Annotated in this window: 19 protein-coding genes; 10 read left to right on the plus strand and 9 right to left on the minus strand. The window is 67.0% G+C overall.

Annotated features, from left to right (window positions below):
* The first annotated feature begins 167 nt into the window (after nucleotides 1-167).
* From ORI27_RS07230 to ORI27_RS07250, 5 genes are all read left to right on the plus strand, one after another.
* Entirely contained in the window at nucleotides 168-2,912 is a 2,745-nt protein-coding gene (locus ORI27_RS07230) for a cation-translocating P-type ATPase (protein WP_265995748.1), read from the plus strand.
* A 325-nt stretch (nucleotides 2,913-3,237) separates the two neighbouring features.
* Complete coding sequence (locus ORI27_RS07235) at nucleotides 3,238-3,528, plus strand: ANTAR domain-containing protein (RefSeq protein WP_265995746.1); 291 nt, start codon at nucleotides 3,238-3,240, stop codon at nucleotides 3,526-3,528.
* 189 nt (nucleotides 3,529-3,717) lie between these two features.
* On the plus strand, nucleotides 3,718-4,599 hold the full coding sequence (locus ORI27_RS07240; protein ID WP_265995744.1) for a universal stress protein: 882 nt from the start codon (nucleotides 3,718-3,720) through the stop codon (nucleotides 4,597-4,599).
* A 105-nt stretch (nucleotides 4,600-4,704) separates the two neighbouring features.
* Nucleotides 4,705-6,414: a thiamine pyrophosphate-binding protein gene (locus ORI27_RS07245; RefSeq protein WP_265995743.1), complete on the plus strand. Its 1,710-nt coding sequence runs from the start codon at nucleotides 4,705-4,707 to the stop codon at nucleotides 6,412-6,414.
* Nucleotides 6,414-6,983 carry a carboxymuconolactone decarboxylase family protein gene (locus tag ORI27_RS07250; RefSeq protein WP_265995742.1) on the plus strand — a complete coding sequence of 190 codons (570 nt, stop codon included), beginning with the start codon at nucleotides 6,414-6,416 and terminating at the stop codon, nucleotides 6,981-6,983. The genes ORI27_RS07245 and ORI27_RS07250 overlap by 1 nt, the downstream gene beginning before the upstream one ends.
* A 25-nt stretch (nucleotides 6,984-7,008) precedes the next feature.
* On the opposite strand, the gene ORI27_RS07255 is transcribed toward ORI27_RS07250, so the two are convergent.
* Nucleotides 7,009-7,476, minus strand: coding sequence for a hypothetical protein (locus tag ORI27_RS07255; RefSeq protein ID WP_265995741.1), 468 nt, complete (start codon nucleotides 7,474-7,476; stop codon nucleotides 7,009-7,011).
* Between the two features lie 322 nt (nucleotides 7,477-7,798).
* On the opposite strand from ORI27_RS07255, the gene ORI27_RS07260 reads away from it, so the two are divergent.
* On the plus strand, nucleotides 7,799-8,413 hold the full coding sequence (locus tag ORI27_RS07260; protein ID WP_265995740.1) for a dihydrofolate reductase family protein: 615 nt from the start codon (nucleotides 7,799-7,801) through the stop codon (nucleotides 8,411-8,413).
* A 215-nt stretch (nucleotides 8,414-8,628) separates the two neighbouring features.
* On the opposite strand, the gene ORI27_RS07265 is transcribed toward ORI27_RS07260, so the two are convergent.
* Nucleotides 8,629-8,877, minus strand: coding sequence for a hypothetical protein (locus ORI27_RS07265; protein WP_265995739.1), 249 nt, complete (start codon nucleotides 8,875-8,877; stop codon nucleotides 8,629-8,631).
* Between ORI27_RS07265 and ORI27_RS07270 the strand changes: the two genes are divergently transcribed.
* Nucleotides 8,846-10,987: a cellulase family glycosylhydrolase gene (locus ORI27_RS07270; protein ID WP_265995738.1), complete on the plus strand. Its 2,142-nt coding sequence runs from the start codon at nucleotides 8,846-8,848 to the stop codon at nucleotides 10,985-10,987. The genes ORI27_RS07265 and ORI27_RS07270 overlap by 32 nt on opposite strands.
* 12 nt (nucleotides 10,988-10,999) lie before the next feature.
* Here ORI27_RS07270 and ORI27_RS07275 read toward each other — a convergent pair whose 3' ends face one another.
* Nucleotides 11,000-11,422, minus strand: coding sequence for a nitroreductase family deazaflavin-dependent oxidoreductase (locus ORI27_RS07275; protein ID WP_265995737.1), 423 nt, complete (start codon nucleotides 11,420-11,422; stop codon nucleotides 11,000-11,002).
* A gap of 173 nt (nucleotides 11,423-11,595) precedes the next feature.
* Between ORI27_RS07275 and ORI27_RS07280 the strand changes: the two genes are divergently transcribed.
* The gene (locus ORI27_RS07280) at nucleotides 11,596-12,543 is read left to right on the plus strand and encodes a D-2-hydroxyacid dehydrogenase family protein (RefSeq protein ID WP_265995736.1); all 948 of its coding nucleotides are present in this window, start codon (nucleotides 11,596-11,598) and stop codon (nucleotides 12,541-12,543) included.
* Here the strand turns inward: ORI27_RS07280 and ORI27_RS07285 are convergent.
* The 4 genes from ORI27_RS07285 to ORI27_RS07300 are packed head-to-tail and all read right to left on the minus strand — an operon-like array spanning nucleotide 12,537 to nucleotide 17,019.
* On the minus strand, nucleotides 12,537-13,805 hold the full coding sequence (locus ORI27_RS07285) for an amidohydrolase family protein (RefSeq protein ID WP_265995735.1): 1,269 nt from the start codon (nucleotides 13,803-13,805) through the stop codon (nucleotides 12,537-12,539). The genes ORI27_RS07280 and ORI27_RS07285 overlap by 7 nt on opposite strands.
* A 14-nt stretch (nucleotides 13,806-13,819) precedes the next feature.
* Entirely contained in the window at nucleotides 13,820-14,626 is an 807-nt protein-coding gene (locus ORI27_RS07290) for a class II aldolase/adducin family protein (RefSeq protein ID WP_265995734.1), read from the minus strand.
* Nucleotides 14,623-16,224 carry a class I adenylate-forming enzyme family protein gene (locus ORI27_RS07295; RefSeq protein ID WP_265995733.1) on the minus strand — a complete coding sequence of 534 codons (1,602 nt, stop codon included), beginning with the start codon at nucleotides 16,222-16,224 and terminating at the stop codon, nucleotides 14,623-14,625. Before ORI27_RS07295 ends, ORI27_RS07290 begins: the two co-directional genes overlap by 4 nt.
* Nucleotides 16,225-16,254: 30 nt before the next feature.
* Nucleotides 16,255-17,019 carry a FadR/GntR family transcriptional regulator gene (locus tag ORI27_RS07300; protein WP_265995732.1) on the minus strand — a complete coding sequence of 255 codons (765 nt, stop codon included), beginning with the start codon at nucleotides 17,017-17,019 and terminating at the stop codon, nucleotides 16,255-16,257.
* 153 nt (nucleotides 17,020-17,172) lie between these two features.
* On the opposite strand from ORI27_RS07300, the gene ORI27_RS07305 reads away from it, so the two are divergent.
* Nucleotides 17,173-17,679, plus strand: a complete 507-nt coding sequence (locus ORI27_RS07305; protein ID WP_265995730.1) for a sigma-70 family RNA polymerase sigma factor — start codon at nucleotides 17,173-17,175, stop codon at nucleotides 17,677-17,679.
* Between the two features lie 368 nt (nucleotides 17,680-18,047).
* Here ORI27_RS07305 and ORI27_RS07310 read toward each other — a convergent pair whose 3' ends face one another.
* On the minus strand, nucleotides 18,048-18,533 hold the full coding sequence (locus ORI27_RS07310) for a CAP domain-containing protein (RefSeq protein ID WP_265995729.1): 486 nt from the start codon (nucleotides 18,531-18,533) through the stop codon (nucleotides 18,048-18,050).
* Between the two features lie 12 nt (nucleotides 18,534-18,545).
* Entirely contained in the window at nucleotides 18,546-18,908 is a 363-nt protein-coding gene (locus tag ORI27_RS07315; protein ID WP_265995728.1) for a DUF732 domain-containing protein, read from the minus strand.
* Between the two features lie 99 nt (nucleotides 18,909-19,007).
* On the opposite strand from ORI27_RS07315, the gene ORI27_RS07320 reads away from it, so the two are divergent.
* On the plus strand, nucleotides 19,008-19,394 hold the full coding sequence (locus ORI27_RS07320; RefSeq protein ID WP_265995726.1) for a hypothetical protein: 387 nt from the start codon (nucleotides 19,008-19,010) through the stop codon (nucleotides 19,392-19,394).
* The last annotated feature ends 3 nt before the right edge of the window (nucleotides 19,395-19,397 follow it).

The raw sequence follows: 19,397 nt of genomic DNA on the forward strand, positions 1-19,397 counted from the left end.
GGCATCGACAGGGCAGTTGGTCACCAAATGGCCAGGCCGATAGTCAAAGATCGGCGCGCCAAGACAAGACCGTCGTCCCGGCATCGGTGGCCAGGAGCCTGTCGGTCAAAGTCCGGGTGGCCCTTCACCTACGCTCCGCTGCGTGCGTCTCGGCTAGGCTGCTCTCGATGGTCGAAACACCCCGTGGTTCTGGTCATGACGAGGCAGATGTCGGCCCGGTCAATGGTGTTGCAGCCTGGCACGCCAGGCCCATCGAAGCCGTCGAGGAATTCTTGTTGACGTCGCCGCATGGCCTTTCGGCCGGCGAGGCCGCCAATCGGCTCGCCCGCCATGGCCGCAACGAGCTGCGCCACGAGCCGCCTCCGAGCGTGTTGGTGATCTTCCTCCGCCAGTTCTCCGGCACGTTCATCCTGGTGTTGTTGGTGGCCGGGCTGGTGACTTTGGTGATGGGCGAGTTGCTCGACACGCTTCTGATCGCGGTAGCGCTGCTGCTCAATGCGGTGATCGGCGTCTACCAGGAACGCCGCGCCGCCGACGCGGTCAGCGCGCTCATGCGTCTCGTCGTGCCGCGTTGCAGGGTCGTGCGCGACGGTCACGAATGGGACATCGACAGCCGCGAGTTGGTGCCGGGGGATGTCGTGCTGCTGGAATCCGGCAGCCGGGTGCCTGCCGATCTTCGACTGTCCGCGGTGAACGCGCTGACCATTGACGAGTCACTGCTCACCGGTGAGTCGCTGCCGGTCACCAAGACAACTGCGCCGGTCAGTGAGAACGCCGTCACCGCCGATCGCTTCGGTATGGCGTTCACCGGCACCATCGTGGCCAACGGGCGAGGACACGGATACGTCGTTGCCACCGGTGAGGACACCGAGCTCGGATCGATCGCCGAACTCGTCCGCACCGAAGCGGTTGGCGAGCTGCCGCTGCAGGCCCGAATGGCCAGATTCGCCCGAGTGGTCGGCGTTGCCGTGCTGGCCGCGGCCGTTGTCGCGTTTGTGTCCGGTCTGGCGTTGGGCGAGTCCGCCGGTCACGTGTTCCGGGTCGCCGTCGCGATGGCTGTGTCGGCGGTGCCCGAGGGATTGCCCGTGGCGATGACGGTCACGTTCGCCATCGGAGTGACCCGCATGGCCCGCCGCAATGCGGTCTTGCGCAGGCTGCCGGCGTTGGAAACGCTGGGGAGCACCACCGTGGTGGGTTCGGACAAGACTGGAACGTTGACCGAGAATCGGATGACGGTGCAGGAGGTCTGGGCCGGCGGGCGGTTCTACCGCGCACCCGACGACCTTCGCAGCGACAGCCCCTCGCTCCGGCTGACGCTGATCACGGGCGCGCTGACCAATGAGGCCGACCTGGTCCACACCACAGAAGGTACGACGTCAACCGGTGATCCGACCGAGGTTGCCCTGCTGACCGCCGCGGACGCCGCCGGGTTCGACCCCGGCGGGCTCCAGGAGGAGTATCCGCTCGTCGCCGAGATTCCGTTCGAATCGCACCGGAGGTATTCGGCAACCATCCGCGACTACGACAGCGCTCGGGCGGTGTTCGTCAAGGGTGCGCCCGAGCAGGTCATCGCAATGTGCGCGTCGACGCTCACCGACGGCGGCCCCGTGCCGATGGATGCTGATGCGGCGCACGCCGCGGCCCGTGAACTGGCTGGCCGAGGCCTTCGGGTCCTGGCCATGGCCTATCGGGGGCTGCCTGCGCATGCCACGCACGCACAATCCGACGGTGCCGAACCCGAACCCGGCGAACGGGCAGATCCAGATCAGTTGGTGCTGCTGGGATTTCAGGCGATGATGGATCCCCCGCGGGCTGGGGTGCATGCGGCCATCACCGCATGCCACCAGGCGGGTGTGCGCGTCGTCATGATCACCGGCGATCACTCGATCACGGCGCGGGCGATCGCCGCCGAGCTCGGCATCCTCAGAAACCCGCATGAGCGGGTGCTCACCGGCACCGACCTGGCACACCTGAACGACGCGGCACTGCGCGCTGTCGTCGAGGACGTGTCGGTCTATGCCCGCGTGTCGCCCAACGACAAGCTGCGCATCGTGCGGGCGCTGCAGGACCACGGCCATATCGTCGCGGTCACCGGCGACGGCGTCAACGATGCTCCCGCGCTGCGGGCGGCATCGATCGGTATATCGATGGGCGAAGGTGGCACCGACGTAGCCCGTGAAGCCTCGGACATGGTGCTCTCCGACGACAACTTCGTGAGCATCGTTGCCGCCATCGAGGAGGGAAGGATCGCGTTCGCCAACATCCGCAAGGTGACGTTCTTCCTCATCTCCACCGCGCTCGCCGAAGTGGCGGCCATCCTGTTAGCGCTGTGGCTGCGCTGGCCGATGCTGCTTGTGCCGGCCCAGATCCTTTGGCTCAACCTGGTCACCAACGGCGTGCAGGACCTGGCTCTGGCGTTCGAGCCAGGTAGCCGAGATGTGCTCAAGCGACCGCCTCGGCCCCGGCGCGAGGGAATCCTCTCGGCGACGATGTGGGAACGCACCGCGATCGTTGGTGTGGTCATGGCCGCCGGTGCTCTGTTCATGTTCAACTGGCAACTTGGGCGCGACCACTCGCTGGTCGCCGCCCAATCGGTCACTTTGACGACTCTGGTGCTGTTCGAAGCCTTCCAGGCGGGCAACTCCCGCTCTGAGAATCGGTCGCTGTTTGCGCTGAACCCGTTGGCTAATCCGTTCCTGTTCTGGGCGTCGCTAGGCGCCCTGAGCCTGCACATCGCCGCGATGTACCTGCCCCCATTCCAGTACGTGCTGGGCATCCAACCCATCAGTGCTGCCGCCTGGATAAGGGCAGTCCTGGTCGCGGCGACGATCCTGGTCGCCGTCGAGGCGCACAAAGCCTTCCGTCGCTGGCACCCGATCAGTGCCCGGCCACGAACGGCAACCCCTCCGTAGCTGCCAACCAGCCATCAGCTCTCAACGCGGCGCCGGTGTGCGACAACACCCCGGAAGATCTATGAGTCCGCCCACCTGAACCATCTCCGGCGAGATCCGTGATCAACTGTCGGCCGGAGTGTACGTCGATCGACGAGGGCGAAAGCTTCTGCGAGTACGGGACTCTCATGCGCCGAGGAACAGCGGGGCTGATCACGACCTGCAGGTTCACCTACGCCGCGTGCACATGTCTTTGGCCCCGGGCCGTAAGGACTTAGGGCCCTGCCCCACCAGTCACAGGCCAGGCAGCACCGAGGTTGACGAGCGAGCGCTAGGGAGCCGATCGATGAAGTCTGTGGCGGGCCCGCATCGCTTCGGCGACACCTGCCGTGATGGTCGGCGAAGTCTCGATGCAGCCAAGGGTGTGCTTGTCGTGCTGCGCCAGTGCAGCCTCGACGAGGCATTCACCGAGATCGTTGACACTGCCCGACAACACGGCACGGAGCCGATGGCGTTGGCGCGCGTGCTGGTGGCGACCGCCGAGAACGGCTCGACCCGGGAGCTCGACGACCGTGCGGTGGTGGCAGTCGACCTGGTATGGGGCCCACTGCTACGCCAGGTGCGGCAAAGCAACTGATGGTGGCCGACGAGACTGCGATCCCGGCCCGCCCGGAGGGACGCGGCATCGTTGATGCCGTGGTCATACCGCTCGGGCGTCGACTCGAGAACCTTCATCCATACGAAACTCGCCATCGCCTCGGCGATTAACGATCGGTCAACGGTGTTGCCGGCCATAGTCGACAAAATGGTCGAATAGTGTCGAGGCATGACGACCGCATCCAACCAACCGGCCGTTGTGGTGGGTATCGACGGATCCGACACCGCACTCGGCGCTGCCGGGTGGGCCGCGGAATTCGCAACCAGGCATGCGCTTCCGCTGACGCTTCTGCACGCGATCCCACCACTGGACTGGCACTTCACCAGCGCTGACACCCACGCCGGGGTCGACCGAAGCGCTGACGGTGACGGGGTGCTCGCCGCGGCGGAGGCGGCGGTGCGGTCAACGCATCCAGACCTTGCGATCCGTGTGGCGGCCGTCAAGGGTGCGGTCGCGACCGTTCTGGCGGACGCCTCGCGGTCCGCCCGGCTGCTGGTGGTGGGCGCGGGAGCCGCGGACCACCGCGCGCTGGGCGGGCACGCCGTACGGATCGTGCATCGGACGGACTGCCCGGTGGTGGTCTGGCGGAAACCGGTCGCCAGGCGAACCGGCAAACCGCTGCCCGTCGTCGTCGGCATCGATGAGTCCGACGAGTCCGCCCGTGCGCTCGCCGAAGCATTCGACATTGCCGGCACGCTGCATGCGCCGCTGACCGTCGTGCACATGTGGGAGATCGGCGCGGCGGTCGGGATGGGCGATCTCGGGGGCCAGGGGAACATGGACTGGGAGCTGCTCGATCTCCTGGAGTCCAAGCAGCGTCAGCGGATGGACGAATTGGTCAAACCCTTCGCCAGCAAGTACCGGAACGCACACGTGACCAAGGTCTTTCAGGACGTGAGCCCGGCCAAGGGGCTCGCGGATCTGTCCCGGGAAGCCCAGCTGGTGGTCGTCGGCCATCACGGCCGTGGGAAGCTGGCCGACGCGATCCTCGGCTCGGTCAGCCAGAATCTGATCCACCACGCCGAATGCCCGGTGCTGGTGGTTCGGTAGCACGCCCGGACACCCGAGCCCACGCGATACGCCGGAGTGGGCACGCGGATCCGCCTGCTGTGGAAGGATTTCGGTGATGACCCGGCGGGTAGCGTAGCGGCCACCATGAAAGTCACCGACTATCTGATCACCTCGCTGCGCGATCAAGGCGTCGGCCACTTCTTTCTCGATCTCGGCGGGCTCAACGACGGATTCATGCCCGCGCTGACTAACACCGAGGGCGTTCGCCCGATCGTCGCCGCGTTCGAAGGCGGCGCCGCCTACATGGCCGACGGATACGCACGCGCCAGCGGCGGCCTCGGCGTGTGCCTGGGCATCGGCGGCCCGGGCATCCTCAACATGGTCACCCCGCTGACCGCCGCGATGTCGGATCGCACCCCGGTCCTGGCGATCAGCGGAGAGGTGCCACGCTCGTGGGAGGGCATGGGCGGGTTCCAGGACGCCTCGGGCGCTGCTATCGACGACATCTCGGTCCTGCGTAAAGTGACCGGGCTCTCGGTGTCGATGTCCGCGCCCGCCGTCGTGCCGCACCACCTGCGCCACGCGGTGACGCTCGCCCTCACCGAGCGGATGCCGGCCCACATCTCGGTGCCCGTCGACGTGCAGCGCGCCGACATCGACGCCCCGTGGCGACCCCTCGAGCGCGAACTGGTCTCCCCGGAGATCGCCGACGAACGATCGCTGGCGGAACTGGCGGCCACACTCGCGAAGCCCGACCACCAACGGATCGTGATGCTCGCCGGCCCCGGGGTGCTCTACGCCCGCGGCGCCGACCAATTGCGGGCGTTCGCTGAACGATTCGACATCCCGGTCGCGACAACGCTGTCGGGGAAGGGGGCGATCGCGGAGACACACCCGCTCGCGCTGGGGGTGTTCGGATACGGCGGCTCGCGGTGGGCGACCGACGTCATCCTGTCCGCCGTTGTCGACGTCTTGATCGTCATCGGCTCCGGGCTGTCCCAACGCGACACCCTGCAATGGGACCCGGCGATGCTGCCCGCCAAGGCCATGGCGCACATCGACCCCGACCCGCTGCGCATCGGGCGTACCTGGCCCGTCGAGCATGCCGTCGTCGCCAACCCGGCAACGGCGCTGGACTGGCTTCTGCAGCACGCCGATGCCGGGGCCCTCGACGCCGGGCGGGCCGCTCGCCGGGAATTCGTCCACGCCGTCTGCGGGGGACAGCCACGGATTCTCGAGCCGCAGGACACCACCAGTGCTGCCGTCCCGATGCACCCCGCCCGGGTGGTCACCGAGCTGCGCGAGGCGTTCGGAGACCACACCGTGTTGTGCGTCGACTCCGGCGCACACCGTGCCTGGTTCGCCGAGTACTGGGACGTCCGGCAGGTGGGCACCCACTTCTCGTTGACCAATCTGGGCCCGATGGGTGGCGCGATCCCCCTCGGCATCGGGGTGCAGCTCGCCAGACCCGATCAGCCGGTGCTGGTGGCCACCGGCGACGGCTGCATGTTGATGCACGGCATGGAATTGCACACGGCAGCACGCGAAGGCATCCCGGTCATCATCGCGGTGATGAACAACGGCGCCTACGGCAACATCTACTACCGCGCTCACGCGATGGGGCCCGGACCCGAGCGGCTCACCGACATCCCCGGCATGGACTGGGTGGCGTTCGCCCGCTCGGTCGGCGCGGACGGCGAACGCGTCGAGCAGCCGGGCGAGATCGCCGGCGCGGTCGGCCGCGCGCTCGCCGCGCCGGGCCCCTACCTCCTGGATCTGCATATCGACAAGACGTATCCGACCCCGATCGGCCCGTGGCGCAAACGCCAGCGCGAATGGGAGGACAGCGAATAATGGCACCACTACCGGACCCGACCGACCAGCTCGACGGCCAGGACAAGGCCCTCTTCGACCACATGGCATCGGCGCGCGCCCACTCCGATGGCCGTGCTCAACTCGGCGAGGTGTACGTCCGAATGTTCAACAACCCCGCCCTGGCCGGCAAAGTCGGAGCTCTCGGCGAGCAACTGCGCTTCAACGGGACGCTGCCCGACGATGTGCGGGAGTTGGCGATCCTGCGCTACGCGACCCGAGTACGTGCCGGCTACGAGTGGAGCCACCATCAGCGCCCCGCCATGTTGGCCGGCCTGTCTGCCGACACGATCGCCGAGGTCACCGCGGGCGGCATCCCGGCCGCACTTCCCGACGCGTCCCGGGCCGCGCTACAGGTGGTCGATGCGGTGACCGCGCACCAGTCGATTCCCGCCGACGTCCAGGACCGGGTCGTGGCCGCCTACGGTGAGGCCGGGGTGGTGGAACTCGTCCTGTTGTGCGGGCTGTACGCGATCATGAGCTACATGGTGTTCGCGTTCGACATCCCCGTCGAGGAGGGACTGCCGACGCCGCCCGATGCGCTGCGCTGAGGCGAGTACATCTCGAACGGGAAGCTCAGCTGGGTAGCGAGCGTTCGGCTCTGCCGAGGATCGCGTCGATGGCGGTGTGAATAGCTTCGTTGAGCGACGGATCGTAGACCGATTCGGCGATCAGCAGGAAGGACCACGCTGCTGCTGCCAGCGCGGGGACAAGCTCGACCAGTTCGTCCGGTCGCGGCGGTCGCGGAAGATCGATCCACCAGAGTGGCGGGAAGAAGAGCCTCACCGGCACCCATCCGATGCCGTTGCCGTCATCGACACGCATCCACTCATCGACCGTGCGGGTGATGACGGCGCCGCCGTCAGCACCCTGTGCGCTGGCGGCGGCCGCCGCGTCGGCGATGCGACGGGTGAGATTGCAGACTGCAAGCTGAATCTGCAACTGGAAGCTGTCGGATTCGGAACTCTCACGACCGGTGAGTGATTCAAGGCGATCCGACCGCGAGGTTGCGCCGCCCGACTGCGCCCTGCCCAGCAAGGTCATCGGCGACGGAAAGAGCGCGTCCCATAGACGCGGATCGATGCTGGCAAGCAGTCTCAGATGCGTCGAACTCTGCGTGGCTATGAGGGCACCTCGTTGTGTCGCAAGACCGGTTCTGCCCCCGCGCGTCACCCTACGATGAGCGCTCGACTGAGAAACGAGTAGTTGACTACTCTAATTTCTTCCCGCTCCTCGGGAGCTGCTCGAAGGCTGGGTCCACCCGCGTCTCGGCGGATCGGACCAGAGCTTCGGCCACGATGAGTTTCTCCGGCCACGTGAGTCTTCCTGGATACGCACGATGCAATGGGAGCCAGATGGAGGCCAGATGCCCAGGACCAACCTTTCGATGTCGATCTCTGCCGACGGCTACGTTGCCGGGCCCGGCCAATGCCAGGAGGAACCACTCGGCGTCGGCGGCAGGGCACTTCATGACTGGCACCTGGGTCCGGCCCAGGACCATCCGGTCAACCGGCAGGTGGTCTCCGACATGATGGACGGGATGGGGGCGACGATCATGGGCCGCAACATGTTCGGTCCGATTCGCGGCGAATGGGGAGACTCGGACTGGCGGGGCTGGTGGGGCGACACCCCGCCCTACCAATGCCCGGTGTTCGTCCTGACGCATTACCAACACCAGCCGATCGAGATGAAGGGCGGGACCACCTTTCACTTCGTCACCGATGGGATCGAGTCGGCCTACGCTCAGGCCGAGGCCGCCGCGGGTGGACGGGGCATCTCGATCGCAGGCGGAGCCTCGTGCGCCCGGCAGGCGATCGCCGCCGGCCTCGTCGATGAGATCGATCTGCAGATCAGCCCGGTGATCCTCGGTTCGGGTGAGCGTCTGTTCGACGGGTTCGAGGCCGGCAAGCCCGCACTCGCGCTCGTCCGGGTGCTCGATGCTCCCGGCGTCGCCCATCTGCGTTACCGCGTGGTCCGCTGACCTGGTAGCCAACGTCGACCCTGCTCGGAAAATGCCGCTTCGCCGTGTGCCGGAAAATGGGCTCCGCCGCAGGATGGGTCCCGTATACACAGATAGATGAAGGCATCGGCGCACATCGGCCGGGTGGGTGGTTTGGCGATCGCGCTGGGTATCGGCGCGGCGTTGGCCTCGGCAAACGCGTCCGCGTGGGCGGACACCGGCGACTCCGGCGCACGTCATACCGCACATACATCCGCCAGTGGCCACGCCGGCCCGCGAGCGGCCAAGACGACCGCGAAGCCGAAGTCGTCGATGCACGCTTCGTCAGCGGCGCGGCCTTCGGCATCCGCAACGGCCACACCACGGAATCCGGCGAATGCCGCCGAGACGGCGATCTCGAGCGTGTTGGCGGCGGTGCAGACCTCATCCGCGACAAGCAGGTCGAGGGGCGGTGTGGCGTCGACCCGACGGACCGCAGCGACCACCGTCACCACATCGAGCGCCCCGGCCGGTGAGCAGATCGCGCCGCCACCCAACCTCACCGCGGTGGTTCAGCAGTTGGTCTACAGCCCGCTGCACGCCGCCGGGCAGGCCTGGATCGCCAGTGCGGTCGGACGGCAGGTCGACGGGTTCATCAACGCGGTGGCCGGCTCGTACGTCATCGGTAACGGCGCGGCCGGCGCGGCGGACCATCATGACGGGACCGACGGTGGTTGGCTTCTCGGCGATGGCGGTCCCGGCTGGGACAGCACCGAGGACGGCGTCGACGGGGGCGCCGGCGGTTCGGCCGGAGTGTTCGGCAACGGCGGGGCAGGCGGAGCCGGCGGTGCCGGAGCCGCCGGGGGTGCCGGAGGGACCGGCGGTGCGCTGGCGGGTATCGGTGGGGCCGGCGGTGACGGGGGTGCCGGCGCTGTGGGCGCGGCCGGCGGTGCCGGCGGGGCCGGCGGTGATGGGGCAGGCGTGGTGTTCGGCATCGGTGGCGTGGGCGGCGCGGGCGGCGACGGTTCCGACGGCGGCCGAGGTGGCAACGGCGGCAACGGTGCGGCGTTCTTGGGCAGCGGAGGCGACGGTGGTGCGGCCGGCCAAAGTGGTGTGGGTGGCGCCGCTTCGGGGCTACCCGCACTCGGCGGTGCCGGCGGCATCGCGGGCTGGCTCGGCAGTCACGGCGCGGTGGGTAACTCCGGAACAGCGGTGGCGGCGGCCCCCACCGGATCGTTGCCGCCACTGTCGAACGTCGGTACCTGGGTGACCACCAGCGACGGTCAGGTTGTAATCCTGCACGGGTTCAACGAGGTGTACAAGCTCGCGCCCTACGAACCGTCGGCCAGTGGGTTCAACGCCGAGGACGCACAGTTCCTGGCGGACAACGGATTCAACGTCGTTCGGTTGGGTGTCATCTGGGCCGCCGTGGAACCGCAGCCGGGCGTCATCGACACCGACTACCTCGACTCGATCCAGCAGACCGTGCAGACGCTGGCCGACCACGGTATCTACACCATCATCGACATGCACCAGGACCTGTACAGCACCACGTTCTATGGCGAAGGCGCCCCCGAATGGGCTTCCGACGGCGGTGGGCGGCCCAACAAGAACGCCGGGTTCCCGGGGAACTACTACGTCAACGCTGCGATGAATCATGCCTGGGATGCCTTCTGGGGCAACGCGGATGCACCGAACGGTATTGGCCTGCAGGATAATTACGCACTGACCTGGGAGCACGTCGCGAACTACTTCAGTGGCAATTCGGACGTCATCGGATACGACATCATGAACGAACCGTTCCCGGGGTCGAACTACCCGGTCGCCCTGCTGGGTGGATCGTTCTTCGCAACACAGCAGTTGACCCCCATGTACCAACAGGTCGCCGCGGCCATTCGCGCCGTCGACCCGACCACGCCGCTGTACCTGGAGCCGCCGAACCCCGCGGTGACCGAAGTGCCCACCCTCCTCGGCCTGCCGGTGGCCCTCCTGGGACGGATCACCGACCCGTATACCGTTCTGGCGTTCCACAATTACTGCGGCCCCATCGGGGGTGTGCTGTGCACCAAGATCGCCAACACGCTCGCGGTACAAGCACGCAACTATTCGAAGCGGCACAACGTTCCGGCGGTGATGAACGAGTTCGGCGCCACCAGCGACGTCTCGGTCCTGACCAAGGAAATGTCATCCGCCGACCGCTACCTGATGGGCTGGGCGGAGTGGGCGTACACCGGGGTCGGTGATATCACCGGATCGCCCGACGAGGAGGGATTGGTCTACGACCCGGCCCTTCCACCGGTCGGCGACAACGTGAACACGTCCAACCTTCTGACGTTGGCGGCGCCCTATCCGCAGGTGGTGTCCGGCACCCCGAACGCGTGGTCGTTCAGCGACGGCACCTTCGAATTCGGTTACTCCACAATGAAGGTCGACGGATCCGGCGCCTTCGCCGCCGGCTCGTTGAGCACGATCTCGGTGCCGGTCGTGGAATACCCGGACGGCTATGCGGTGACGGTGACCGGCGGGCATGTCGTCTCGCTGCCCAACGCGGCCCAACTGGTCATCGCGTCGGACCCGGGCGCGACCATCGTGAACGTCGTCGTCGGCCCCGCCTGATCTCGGCGAACGCTACTCCAGTACGAAAACCGGGATCAACCGCGAGGTCTTCGTCTGGTACTCCGCGTAAGGCGGGTAGGCCGCAACAGCCAGTTCCCACCAGTGCGCCCGCTCGTCGCCGGACACCTCGCGGGCGGTCAAGGTGACCACCGTGTCGCCGTCCTGGGCGGTCACGGTCGGGTTGGCCTTGACGTTGAAGTACCACGACGGGTGGGCCGGGTCACCGCCCTTGGACGCGACCATGGCATAGCGTCCGTTCTCCTCGACGCGCATCAGCGGCACATAGCGCTTCTTGCCGGACTTCGCTCCGGTGGTGGTGAACAAGACGACGGGCCGGTCCAGGATCTGCACTCCGTCGGTGGTGCCCTGCTTGAGGATCTGTTCGGTCTGCTCGCGCACCCAGTCGGTGGGGCTCAGCTCGGCATGTTCGGTCATGGCTGCCCCAACGCTGTCGGTCGCCTCGCTATTCCCGTGACTTCGGCGCGCTAACCGCCGCTAAGCGGCGGAAACCGCGCCGAAGTCCGCGACCTCCTGCGCTGATCGGATTAACCTGCCGACATGACCATTGACCCGGAGCGCACCGCCGGCGAGTTCATCGAGCAGCTCGCGTGACGGCAAAAGTCCAGCTGGCCGTCCTCGACGATTACCAGGACGTTGCCCTGCGATCGGCGGACTGGTCGGCGGTGGCCGAGCGTGCCGACATCACGGTGTTCAACGACCATGTCAGCGACCCGGACGAACTCGTCGCGCGGTTGGCTCCCTTCGATGTGATCTTCGTGATGCGGGAACGTACCCCGCTGCCGCGCAACATCATCGAGCGCCTGCCGCGGCTGAAGATGATCGCCTCGACCGGCCCGTTCAACGCGTCCATCGACACGGCGGCGGCCGAAGAGCACGGTATCCACGTCGGGACCACGGGTGGCACGGTGGCCTCCACCGTGGAGCTGACCTGGGCGCTGATCCTGGCCGGCGCCCGCAACCTGGTCGCCGAGAGCAATTCGGTCCGCGGCGGCGGCTGGCAGACCACGGTGGGACGCGAATTGTCCGGGCGGGTGCTCGGCGTCCTGGGCCTGGGGCGCCTCGGTGCTCGCGTGGCCGGCATCGGCAAGGCCTTCGGCATGGAGGTCATCGCCTGGAGCCAGAACCTGACGCCGGAGGTGGCCGCCGAGGCGGGCGCGACCTATGTCGGCAAGGACGAGCTGTTCGCCCGCTCCGACGTGCTGACCATCCACCTGAAGCTCAGTGAGCGGTCGACCGGCCTGGTCGGTGCGGCCGAACTGGCGCTGATGAAGCCAACGGCGCTGCTGGTCAACACCTCTCGCGGGCCCCTGGTCGACGAGGCAGCACTGGTCGAGGCGCTGAGGTCCAACACCATCGGCGCGGCGGGGCTCGATGTCTTCGACACCGAGCCGCTACCGGTCGGCCATCCGCTGCGCACCCTGGACAACGTCATCGCCACACCGCACATCGGCTATGTCGCCGACCGCCCGTACCGGATCTTCTACCGCGACGCGGTCGTGGCGATCACCGAATGGCTCGACAGCCGGGATCAGTAGGCGTTCGGATCCTGCTGGACGGCCGGCGGTACCGGATGCTGATACAGCCGCGCCGCGTTCTCCCACGTCACTTTCCGGATGATCTCGTCGGGCAGCCCGTCGATCTGTTCGCGGATGGTGCGCTGGGTGTGCGGCCACGTCGAGTCGCAGTGCGGGTAGTCGGCCTCGAGCAGAATGTTGTCCGCCCCGATCCGCTCGTACTGGATGAATGACGACTGGTCCTCGACCGCGCAGAACCAGAAGTTGCGGGTGAACACCTCCGCGGGGGTCAGGGTTTCGCCGAGCGCCTTCCATGTCCCGTACATCTCGTGATAGCTCAGCATATGGTCGAGGCGGTCCAGAAGACCTGCCACCCAGCCGATTCCACCCTCGGACAAGCAGATCTTCAGATCGGGATAGCGGCTGCACACTCCGGAATACAACCAGTCGACGGCCGCGGTGATGGCATAGGCGAAGAACAGCACACCCGGCACATCGGGCGGAGCGTCGGCCGTGGTGGACGGGGAGGTACCCGACGAGCCGATGTGCAGGTTGACCACCGTTCCGGTTCCCGCGCAGGCGGCCATCATCGGCTCCCAGTAGCCCGAATGAATGGTCGGCAGCCCGAGCAGCGCCGGGTTCTCGCTGAATGTCACGGCGTGGAAGCCGCGTTCGGCGTTCTCGTAGATCATCTTGGCGCCGACATCTGGGTCCAGCAGCCACGGCAGTTGGCAGGGGATGATCCGCCCCGGGTACGCCCCGGCCCAGGCCTCGAGGTGCCAGTCGTTCCAGGCCCGGACCGAGGCCATCGCCAGCTCGCGGTCGGTGGTGACCTGCTGGAGTCGCTGTCCGGCGAAACCGGGCAGGAATGACGGGAAGTTCAACGACGCGTACACCCCGTTGAGGTCCATGTCGGCCACCCGGGAATGGATATCCCAGGCGCCGCGGCGCATTTCGTCGAACCGGGCCGGCTCGAACCCGTACTCCGACACCGGCCGGCCGACAACGGCGTTGAAACCGACATTCGGCAGTGACTGACCGTCGTACATCCAGGTCTGCCCGCCGTCCTCGGTGTCGACCACCCGCGGCGCCCGGTCGGCGAACTTGCTCGGCACCCGTCCCTCGAAGGTGTCCGGCGGCTCCACGATGTGGTCGTCGACCGAGATGACGGTGTAAAAGCGTTCGGCACGTTCGGGTTCCGGCAGGAAGGTCACCGTGCGGTCCGCCCCGGTCTTGGCGGTGGTGAAATTCAGATTCGCCGACAACTCGTCGATGGAAGCCATGGCATGAGCTCCTTTCAGTCCAGCACGCCGCGGTCGGCCTTGATGGTCATCCGGGCGGCACCGGCCCAGTACACGTCAGCGGCGCGTTCGATCAGCGAGGCCTGCATGCCCACCATGTCGCCGCGGTTCATGGTCGACGGCGTGCGACCGGTGACCATCACGTCGTAGGCCAGTCGGCACACCCGCTCGATGGATACCGCCCGGTACACCGCGGCGGCCAGGTCGTGCCCGGTGGCGATCACCCCGTGATTGGCCAGGATCACCAGATTGGCCGAACCGATCTGTCCGGCCAGTTCGGCTGCCCGCCAGGAGGTGTCGATCTCGCCGTCATACTCTTCGACCAGATACATGTCGTCGAGGAACAACGCACCGGTCTGGTGGACGAGGTCGGGCAGCACTCCCAGCGCGGCGATGAGACTGACGTAGTAGGGGTGGTTGTGGATCACCACCCTGGCATCCGGTCGCTGCCGGTGAATTTCGGTGTGAATGTGGATCGCCGGTGTCACATCCCAGCGGCCGCGGACCACGTTCGCGTCCTCGTCGACCACGCAGATGTCGGATGCGGTCAGCTCCTGCCACCACAGTCCCCACGGGTTGACGTACATGTCGGAGCGAGGCTTGCCCGAGCGACTATCCAGCTCGGTCTGTCCGTCGGGCTGCCAGGTGATGTGCCCGGCCATGTTCTCGGCGAAGCCGATCTCGGCGAGGTGACGGAAGGCCACCGCCATTTTCTGCTCATCACTCAGCTCGACACCGATCGGCGGCATTGTCGACGGCGCCCACACGCCCAGACCGCCGCGGCGCACTTCCGGTGTGCTCATGATCGCTCCAGTATCGATCGGATCTTCTCGCGTAGTTCCCCTTTGGCGATCTTCCCGCCGGAGGACCGTGGTAGTTCGTCGAGCACCTCGAGTCGCTCGGGGAGCAACTCCTTGGAGACTCCCTGTGCCAGCAGGTGGTCGACGAGGGCCGGCAGTTCGAGTGTGTCGCCGGTGTGTTTGAGTTCGGCGAAGACGCATACGCGTTCCCCGAACAGCGGATCGGGCATGGCCACCGCGGCGGCGACCGCCACGGCGGGGTGGGTGTCGACCACCTCTTCGACGGCGACCGCGCTGATGTTCTTGCCGCCGCGCAAGATGAAGTCGGAGGTTCGGCCGGCCAGCACCAGGTAGCCGTCGCGGTCCAGATCGCAGATGTCGCCCATTCGCATCCAGCCGTCCCTGGTGAACAATGTGTCGTGATCGGTGCCGCCCAGGTAGCCCAGGCTGGTCGCCGGGCCGCGGCAGACCGGTTGGCCGCGACCGGTTTCCGTCACGTCCGTGTCGCCGTCGAACAGGCGCACCTGCATCTCGGGGACGACGCGCCCCGCGGTCCGCAGCCGGTGGTGCAGTGAGTCCTTGACGGTGGTGGCGCTGAGCATGCCGGTCTCGTTGGAGCCGTAGAACTGCAGAATCGTGACGCCGGTGAGCTCCTCGAACTGCGCCGCCTGCGTGTAGGGCAACGGCTCGCCGCCGGTGAAGACGATGCGCAGGCTGGACAGGTCGTACTCGCGGGAGGCGGCATTGGCGACGATCATCATCAACTGGGTACTCACGCAACACAACACGGTGACGCGATGGCGCTCGATCGCCGCACACGTCGCGACCGGGTCGAACCGTTCGATGCGCACTGTGGTCGCCCCCAGGTAGATGGGCGTGGTGTGCGAGGTCCAGATTCCGAAGCCGAACGGCGTGGGGATGACCGGAAGGAAGACGTCGTCGGCGCTCAGTTCGCCGTTGGCGACGGCTTTCTGATGAAAGTAGTGCCAGCGATTCTGGTTGTGCACCACGCATTTGGGGAGTCCGGTGGTGCCGGAGGTGGAGTTGATCAACCAGGCTTCGTCAGGGCCAAGGGGCGACAGCCCGACCATGGAGCCCGGCGTGGTGTCGAGGGTCAGGCCCTCGGCGCCGAGTACCACGGCACGCAACGAGGGGTCGGCGTCGGCGGCGGCCCGGGTTGCCTGCGCGCCCCGGCTTGTATCACTGACCAGTAGTGCCGGCCGCGCGGTGCGCAGAATCTGGGCGGCCTCGCGCACCCCGGCGCGCGCCCCGAGGCCCACGCCCACCGCGCCGCAGCGCTCGATGGCCACCAACAGGACGTGGATGGGGGTGCTGTCGCTGTGCCAGAAGGCCACCCGGTCGCCGGGCGTCACCCCCAGCCGATGCAGCCGCGCCGCCAAGTTGGTGGCGGCGTTGTCGAATTCCGACCAGGTCATCGCCCGGTCTGGTGCGCCGGGCGGGTAGTCGACGTAGGCCGCCTTGTCCGGTGTGGACACCGCGTTGCGGCGGACGCAATCGGACAGCGTGATGTCCGACCACCAGCCCGCTGCGCGGTACTGCGCCGCTTCGGCGCTGGTCGTGGCGGCGACGTCGACAGCCATCACCAAATCATATGAAAATAAGATTGCGCGTCAATGGCCCCAGCGGCGCACCATGGCGGGGTCGACGGTTCCCGCCGATCCGGGGTAGTGCTGCGCATTGATCAGGTGGGCGGCGGCAAGGTCATGGGCCAGTCGCGCATCGCCGGCTTCGATGGCGTCGATCACCCGACGGTGTTCCTCCAGAACCGCCAGCCGCTCCTCGACGGGCACGATGCTGTGATCGCTGACCTGGGTCGACCAGCTCTGTTCGTGCGCCGACCACAGCGCCTCCAGCGCTCCGGCGAGCATGATCATGGTCTGGTTGCCGCACTGGGCGACCAGAGCTTCGTGGTAGCGACGGCTCGCTGAGATGGCCCGCTGGAAGTCGTCGGCGGCGTCGACGGCCTCGGCATGCAGCCGGCGCAGCGCCGGGACCACGGTGCTCTTCCGGTCGGCCCGCTCGGCGCACAGCGCCGCACAGGCCGGCTCCATCTGCCGCAGCGCACCGCCCACGTCGGCCAGGCTCACCTCCTGGGAGCCGAGCACCAGGCCGATCGTGTAAGCCACGTTCGCGGCGTTGGGCCGGCGCACGACCGCGCCGCCAAGCTTGCCTCGGCGCACCCGCAGTAGGCCTTCGGCTTCCAGGATCCGCATGGCTTCCCGCAGCGACGGCTTGCTCACCGGGAACTCGCGCAGGAGCTCGTCCTCCTTGGGCAGGATGCTGCCGTCGGCGAGCTCACCGGTCAGGATGCGCCGTCGCAGTTGGTCGGCAACCTGCTCGGCAAGACGGCGGAACGCAACGGTTGGCTCTGACACGGACCGGATCTCTGTCGGGCTGGTAAGTGATGTGCATCGTACAAGCGTTCTCCACCGGATCTCCACGCAATCACCAAGCAACGACCTCCGCCGCTGCGAAACATAGGTGAGGGTGGTCAGCTCCGCGAAATCAGTTAGGACAGGGCGATCTTCATGAACAGCGACAGCGAATTCGAACGGGACATTCTGCCGCTTGCGGGCGACTTATACCGGCGCGCGGTGGGATACACGAAGAACTCGGCCGACGCCGAAGACCTGGTGCAGGACACGATGATGAAGGCGTTCAACGCGTTCGACATGCTCCGCGAGGACACGCACTTTCTCGCATGGTTGCTGCGGATCATGCGCAACACCTGGATCTCGAACTACCGTGCCCGTCTGCGTCGACCGGCCGAGAGTTTGGTCGGCGAGCTCGACGACGGAACCGAGTGCGCGTTGTCGGCAGAGGCGCAGGTATTCCGGCAGCTGTTGGACCCGGACCTCAGCGCGGCGCTGTCGGCGTTGTCGACCGAGATGCGCGAAACCCTGTACTGGGTGGCCGTCGAAGGGATGACCTACCGGGAAGCCGCTGACATCATGGGTGTACCCGAGGGGACCGTGATGTCGCGGATGCATCGCGGCCGGACCAGCATGCGCCGAGCACTGGGCGACGCGGCATGAGAAACGGCAATGACGTCCGGGCCGACCGACCCTGCACCTGGCAGAACGGCCTTCGCCCTGGCGGCGGACCTACTTGTGCGCGGGGCGCTTCAGCAGGTACTGAAGCCAGCGGACGTCGAGCAACATGTCCTTCAACGTAGGGCCGAAAAATAAGGCGGCAAGCTCTTAGCGGTAATACGTCGCTAAGAATACTTGCCAGAACGCCATTATGATCGGCGGGCCCGACATCGACGATGACATGTTCCGGAGCGCCGTTCATCGCGGTCAGGCCGCTCGGCTGTTACTTCGCCGGAACCGCTTCGTTGTCATCTGTTCATGTCTCGGGAGACGGTCGACCCGTAGCTGAGTGCCTCCAGACGGGGCGGGACTCAGGCCGGCTGGCCGTAGACCGCGACCAGAACCGAGCGGTCCAGGCTGTTGACCGACCACACGCCGATCGCGCTGTTGGCGCAGTCCGACATGATCGCGAAGTCGGCGGGGTCGTAATACCACTGGTTGATGACGTCCATGTTGTTGATCGCCAGAGCGGGATTGATGGCCACGGTTTGGGCGACCTTCCCGTTGAAACCGGCTGCGGCAGCACGGCTCTGGGGGGTGGAGCCGTCGGATCCCAGATCGCCGTCCAGGGTCCGGTTGTTGAGCACATCGTTGGCGTGCCACTCGGCGGCCTGGGTCAGCGCGGGGTCCTTCTTGATATTCGTGGTGCACCCGGCCTGGTGCTGGACGGTGTAGACGTTGGCGACCACCCCGTTGTTGAGCCGGGTGTTGTCGGCATGCGCCGCCGGCACGCCGAGTGCGGCGAGCAGGACGGCCGAACCGAACGCTGTCGAGGCTTGGATAAGTCGGTGTACCAACGTCGTTCCTTACTATGCGGATGGGACGTAGCCGGCCGCGGACTGGCGCAGCTGCCAGATCGCGGCGGGGCACAGCTCCTGGGCGGACTGGCTGATCAGATACGACGCCTGGAACTCGTCGTTGGTGTTGAAGTCCGACTTGATGGTGTTGACCAGCTGCGCGTAGCTCACCCCGGAGTTGATCTGATCGCAGACCCCGTAGCCGTAGGACAGCGCGGCGTCGGCGTTGGGAAAGTTGTAGCCGGGCCGGACGGTGACGTTGACCAGGTAGCCGATGTTATCGGCATGCGCGGGCGGTGCGGCGGTCAGCACGCTCGCGGCGGCGAGGGCGGAGAAGGTGCCGGCGATCAGCAGGCGAGGTGCAGCGGTACGCATGGCCATATTGTGTCCCAGGGGTGATCGGCGCAGGTGGGGGGGTACTGGCGATCCGCGCAATATACATCGATACATCCTCTCGTGATCTAGTATTCGGCCATGATTCGGCCGACCCATGCGGTCTCGATGGCGTTCGCGTTGGCTCTCGGCGGCTTGATCGGAAGCCCCGTCGCGTATGCCGGACCCCTTCCACCGTGCACGTACACGTTGTCGCCGCCCGAGGTCGGGCCCGGCGGGGTGACCGCCACCGCAGCGCTGGCGGGATGCGGGCCGGCCGGGGGCGGGTACTCGGCGGTCGCGTGTCTGCTGGGTGCCGATGGCGTCACGCACTGCGCGCAGGCGCATGGTGCGGATCCGGCCGTGATCTCGGTCCCGTACCAGCCAGGGACGACCTACATCGCCACTGGCCGGGGCTGCCCGATATGGCTCGGGCAGAATCCTGCGCCCGACTGCCAGATCCTCGGCCCGCTGACCGCGACCCTTTAGGAA

It is taken from the genome of Mycobacterium pinniadriaticum, from assembly GCF_026242045.1.
GTDB classification, from domain to species: domain Bacteria; phylum Actinomycetota; class Actinomycetes; order Mycobacteriales; family Mycobacteriaceae; genus Mycobacterium; species Mycobacterium pinniadriaticum.